Below are 4,333 nucleotides of genomic sequence, written 5' to 3'. Positions count from 1 at the left end.
GTATATCATTACCCCGTAAAAAGTTAGGATACCAATTACCTTTATTGACGTTTCCACCATAGCACAAGCAATAGCTACGCACATTTGCAATAAAACCACTTCGATAAAAAAACCCCTAAGTTTTGTCTTTCAAGAAAAAGTGCCTTACAGTTTATATGCCGTGCAGCTTACATTCAATAAGTGGTACCCCCAATATTTTATCCAATAAACTTGTGTCATTCTCCTGATTAGAGCATAAGGTGATATAACCCATTTAATTAATTTCCTCCTTAAAAACAAATAAGGAGATGTCTGTATGTCAGGTTGTGAATCAAGGTGTGACGACGGTTTTGGWTTTGGTGGAGGTTTCGCCTTTATAGTCGTTTTGTTTATACTTTTAATCATTGTTGGAGCTAGCTTTGTTGGTGGATACGGCGGCGGTGGCTATGGTTACGGGGGCGGTTACGGAGGTTGCTGCTAAAATAGTATGAAAAAAGCCGACCTTTATTGGTCGGTTTCTTCAACTAATCTGCCCCGATTGTTGCATAAAGAAAAGCTGCCTTAAAGACAGCTCTGATCTTCACCTAAAGCACCTTTAGTTGAATAAGAATTCATTGTGGCTATTACCAAGAAGAAATTACAAAAGCTTCAACCAATCGGCTCCGTCCATTACTCTCCGATACATTGGACGAAGCTCTTGAGGACTTCATTCTTTAACTGGAAACAAAAAAGACCCTACTCTTTTCGAAAAGGGTCTTTCTTTTTGGTTATGTTTTAAAATAGTGTTGAAAATTAAGTGATTTTTAAGGAAAGCCCTTTGACTTCCCTTAATTCGCCTTTTAAGAATAATGCGTGAGCACTTGAAGGTCTTAGTGAATAGATTACACATTATCAATTAACAATTCACTATTTTTGATTTTTTATGTAATTGTAATTATAGTTCTTTTTGACATTTTACCATTATAAATTTAAATGGAGGCTTATTTTCCATATTCTTATGTGGCTCAACAATTTCCGAAAATTCTATCAGTCCATATTTTCCAAATTCTTGTTTTATCGATTCAGAATCATAAAAAAACATTTTTACCCCTTCCATTATCTCGAAATAGTCTTTACCCAGTTGTTTGCCCTTTCCATACATTGGGGCTTCTTTTGAAATAGTAGTAAAAATCATATATCCGTTTGGCTTTAACTGATTATAGCAATCCTTAATAAACTTATCTCTCTCACGATTATTCAATAAGTGAATAAGTGCATAACAAAATATACCATCATAAAGTTTGTTATCAAAAGGCATATCGGTTACGGAACCATGAAAAATACTAATATTAAGCCCATTTTGCCTTGCCAATTCAATCGCTGTTTTTGAAATTTCAATACCTGTTACATTTATTCCGTTGTCAATAAAAACCTTTGCATTTCTACCATATCCAATACCAGGAAACAATATATCCTTAACTTTCTTTTCAAGGAAAAAGTCCTTTGTCAAGATTGCGGAGTCTGAAGGTTCAAATCCCCACATCATTTGATTTTCTATAAAACTTGATTCCCAGAATTCTGTCATACCTCAATCTCCTTTACAAATATCGGCTCTCTTTCTTTAAAATCTGCTGTTTTTGTATTAGCATAGGCTACATTACATTGAACCATAAAGTTCTTTACCTTTATTACTTCTTTAGCATTTTCAAATAGTTCAAGCCATTTGAACCAGTACATATAGTTACTGATATATTTAGTTGCAACACCATTTAAACCTATTCATCCACTTCTTTACATTATCCGAAAATTGGTACTCTTTATTCAACTAACCTGCCCCGTTTGTTCAATAAGAAAAGCGATCCTTATTAAAGAATCGCTCTTCGTTAGTTTAATTGAACTTATTCACAATTTTACATATCTATTGGCGAATTACAACAATGTCATTTATCTTTAAACCTTAAACATGTATAACCCCGTCCTAAAATTAGGACAGGGTTAACATAAAGTTGTTTAATTGTTGATAAAAACACTTCACCCAACTTAAAACATAACAATAAAGCCGTTTAGAACTAGGTTACAACTATTTCTACATAAAGTTACTTCTGTAATATCTGAATAAGGTTGCCGCATGTATCGTCGAAGACAGCTATTGTGACTTCGCCCATTTTTGTCGGCTCCATAGTAAACTTCACGCCGTTTTCCAATAATCGTTTGTACTCTTTATGAATATCTGCAACGCCAAACATTGTTGCTGGGATGCCTTCGGCAAATATCTTCTTTTGATACTCCTTTGCGGCAGGATGCTCATCCGGTTCGAGTAAAAGCTCGGTACCGTCATGATCATCGGGAGAAACAAGCGTAATCCACCTGAATTTCCCCATGGGAACGTCATGCTTTTTTACAAATCCCAGCTTTTCTGAATAAAATTCCAGTGCCTTGTCTTGGTCTTGTACGAATATACTGGTAACAATGATTTTCATAATGTTTTGCCTCCTTTGATATTTACCACGTTGGTGCTCTGCAAACAATCTGGCTCCAAGCAGAAAAACCCCTACATTCGTCAGAAGTTTTTAAATAACTTACTCTATCCATCCTTTTAGCAAATTTCTAAGTGGTTCGTTGTTAAATATAACTACTCGATATTTTCCCTCTCTTTTTGATTTTACGAGCCCTGCATCTTCCAGTACAGAAAGATGTTTAGCTATCGCCTGTCGCGTAATGGAAAGGTCGTGCTTCGTAATAAGACGTACCGTAAGTTCATACAACGTCTGCTCGTTACGTTCAGAAAGTTCGTCTAATATTAGCCGTCGAGTCGAGTCTCCAAGTGCTTTGAATATAGCGTCTTTGTCCCAATTCATATATCGAGTATAAGCAACTCTACGGTTGCTCGTCAAGTATAAGCAACTGTATGGTAGCGTGATAAAGGAACCGTACCATGCAAACATTAGAGTCACATAATAGTAGTTTGAACCATTATAGAAAAATAAATTATTAACACTTTTCTTTTTCAATTAACCTGCCCCGTTTGTTCCATAAGAAAGGAGCTGCTTATCAGCTCCTGGTATTGAAGTAAAGCACCTGTTAGAGGAATAAGGAAAAAGAGATTTACCTAGAATTGAAGTACAGTGTCTAATCAAATTATTTTTCTAATGCCATATTAACAGATTCAATAGCATGTATTTCTGTTGTATCAAATAATGGCACTTCTGAATCCTCAGGTTTTACTAATAATCCAATTTCTGTGCAACCTAATATTATTCCTTCAGCTCCATCATTAACTAAACTCTTGATAACCTTTTTATAATAATCCCTTGATGATTGTTGAATTTCCCCTAAACATAACTCTTCATAAATTACTTTATTTATAACTTTTCTATCATCATCATTTGGTATCAAAACCTTAATACCATTAAACTCTATTCGTGTTTTATAAAAGTCTTGCTCCATCGTATATTTAGTACCAAGTAAACCAACCGTACTTATTTCGGACTTTTGAATTTGATTTGCTGTTGAATCAGCAATGTGTAAAATAGGTAAGCTAACTTTTTCTTCAATATATCTAATCACTTTATGCATCGTATTTGTACAAATTACAATAATTTCTGCACCAGCCTTTTCCAAGGACTGAGCAACATCCCCTAATAGTTTACCAGAACTTTCCCAATCGCCTTCAGCTTGATAGCGTTCGATCTCTTCAAAATCTACGCTATATAAAATGCACTTGGCTGAATGCAATCCTCCCAATTTGGTTTTCACTTCTTCGTTAATAATTCGATAATATTCTAACGATGACTCCCAACTCATTCCACCAATAAGACCAATAGTTTTCAAAAAAATTGAAGCTTGCGTTTTATTTAATATGGTCTTTTTTCTTATTATTAGTGTTTAATTTTCATGGTAGTTCAACAAAAACCTGCCCTTAAATCCACTCTTTTCCATGCTCTCGAATGAATTTAATATCGTTTTGATAATGTTCAAGATGCCCTTCATCTATCATCTTTTGAAAAGCAATGTCACCTTCACTGGCTTTTCTTGTAATTGTTTTACATAACCCTTCTAATCGTAGCAATACCATTTCCAAATAATCTTCTTCTATTCCCTCACCGTAAGATTCAAAAAACAATCTAACTCTTTGTTTTATACGGTTAGCATGCTGTAATAAATTATAATAAACTTTCTCACCTGTTTCAGAAAGATAAAATCTACTTAGGGGGACGCAATTATAAAGAGTATAAGCTATGTCCCAAAGTCTTGGACCAGGTCCAGCAACATCAAAATCAATAATACCTATTGGTCTTTTATGATTAAAAATAATGTTGTATATTGCAAAATCATTATGGCATAGTACCTCAAATTGTTGGGGGGTGTTATCTAT

The 4,333-nt window shown here is 34.5% G+C and carries 5 protein-coding genes and 2 pseudogenes; 1 reads left to right on the top strand and 6 read right to left on the bottom strand.

Features of this window, described 5'->3' with window-relative positions:
- Positions 1 to 295: 295 nt before the first annotated feature.
- Positions 296 to 412, top strand: a pseudogene (locus AC1DUW_RS21880) (YjcZ family sporulation protein); the annotation flags it as partial.
- A gap of 501 nt (positions 413 to 913) precedes the next feature.
- On the opposite strand, the gene AC1DUW_RS21875 reads toward AC1DUW_RS21880, so the two are convergent.
- From AC1DUW_RS21875 to AC1DUW_RS21850, 6 genes and pseudogenes are all read right to left on the bottom strand, one after another.
- Complete coding sequence (locus tag AC1DUW_RS21875; protein WP_387784954.1) at positions 914 to 1,543, bottom strand: class I SAM-dependent methyltransferase; 630 nt, start codon at positions 1,541 to 1,543, stop codon at positions 914 to 916.
- Positions 1,540 to 1,756, bottom strand: a pseudogene (locus AC1DUW_RS21870) (IS1595 family transposase); the annotation flags it as partial. The pseudogene AC1DUW_RS21870 and the gene AC1DUW_RS21875, both read right to left, overlap by 4 nt.
- Positions 1,757 to 2,054: 298 nt before the next feature.
- Complete coding sequence (locus AC1DUW_RS21865; protein WP_053344853.1) at positions 2,055 to 2,438, bottom strand: VOC family protein; 384 nt, start codon at positions 2,436 to 2,438, stop codon at positions 2,055 to 2,057.
- A 99-nt stretch (positions 2,439 to 2,537) separates the two neighbouring features.
- Entirely contained in the window at positions 2,538 to 2,816 is a 279-nt protein-coding gene (locus tag AC1DUW_RS21860; protein ID WP_252432620.1) for an ArsR/SmtB family transcription factor, read from the bottom strand.
- Between the two features lie 280 nt (positions 2,817 to 3,096).
- A complete protein-coding gene (locus tag AC1DUW_RS21855) occupies positions 3,097 to 3,789 on the bottom strand; it encodes an aspartate/glutamate racemase family protein (RefSeq protein WP_477643445.1) in 693 nt (230 codons plus the stop codon).
- 88 nt (positions 3,790 to 3,877) lie between these two features.
- The coding region (locus AC1DUW_RS21850) for a phosphotransferase (protein ID WP_477643444.1) at positions 3,878 to 4,333 on the bottom strand (456 nt) is incomplete at its 5' end.

The sequence above is a fragment of the Peribacillus sp. P4_C12 genome (assembly GCF_056402095.1).
This window is presented reverse-complemented; position numbering and strand designations above follow the sequence as displayed.

Excerpts from the sequence above, each read along its gene's own strand:
- AC1DUW_RS21865 (WP_053344853.1), bottom strand. The coding sequence starts at position 2,438 with ATGAAAATCATTGTTACCAGTATATTCGTACAAGACCAAGACAAGGCA.
- AC1DUW_RS21860 (WP_252432620.1), bottom strand. The coding sequence starts at position 2,816 with ATGAATTGGGACAAAGACGCTATATTCAAAGCACTTGGAGACTCGACT.
- AC1DUW_RS21875 (WP_387784954.1), bottom strand. The coding sequence starts at position 1,543 with ATGACAGAATTCTGGGAATCAAGTTTTATAGAAAATCAAATGATGTGG.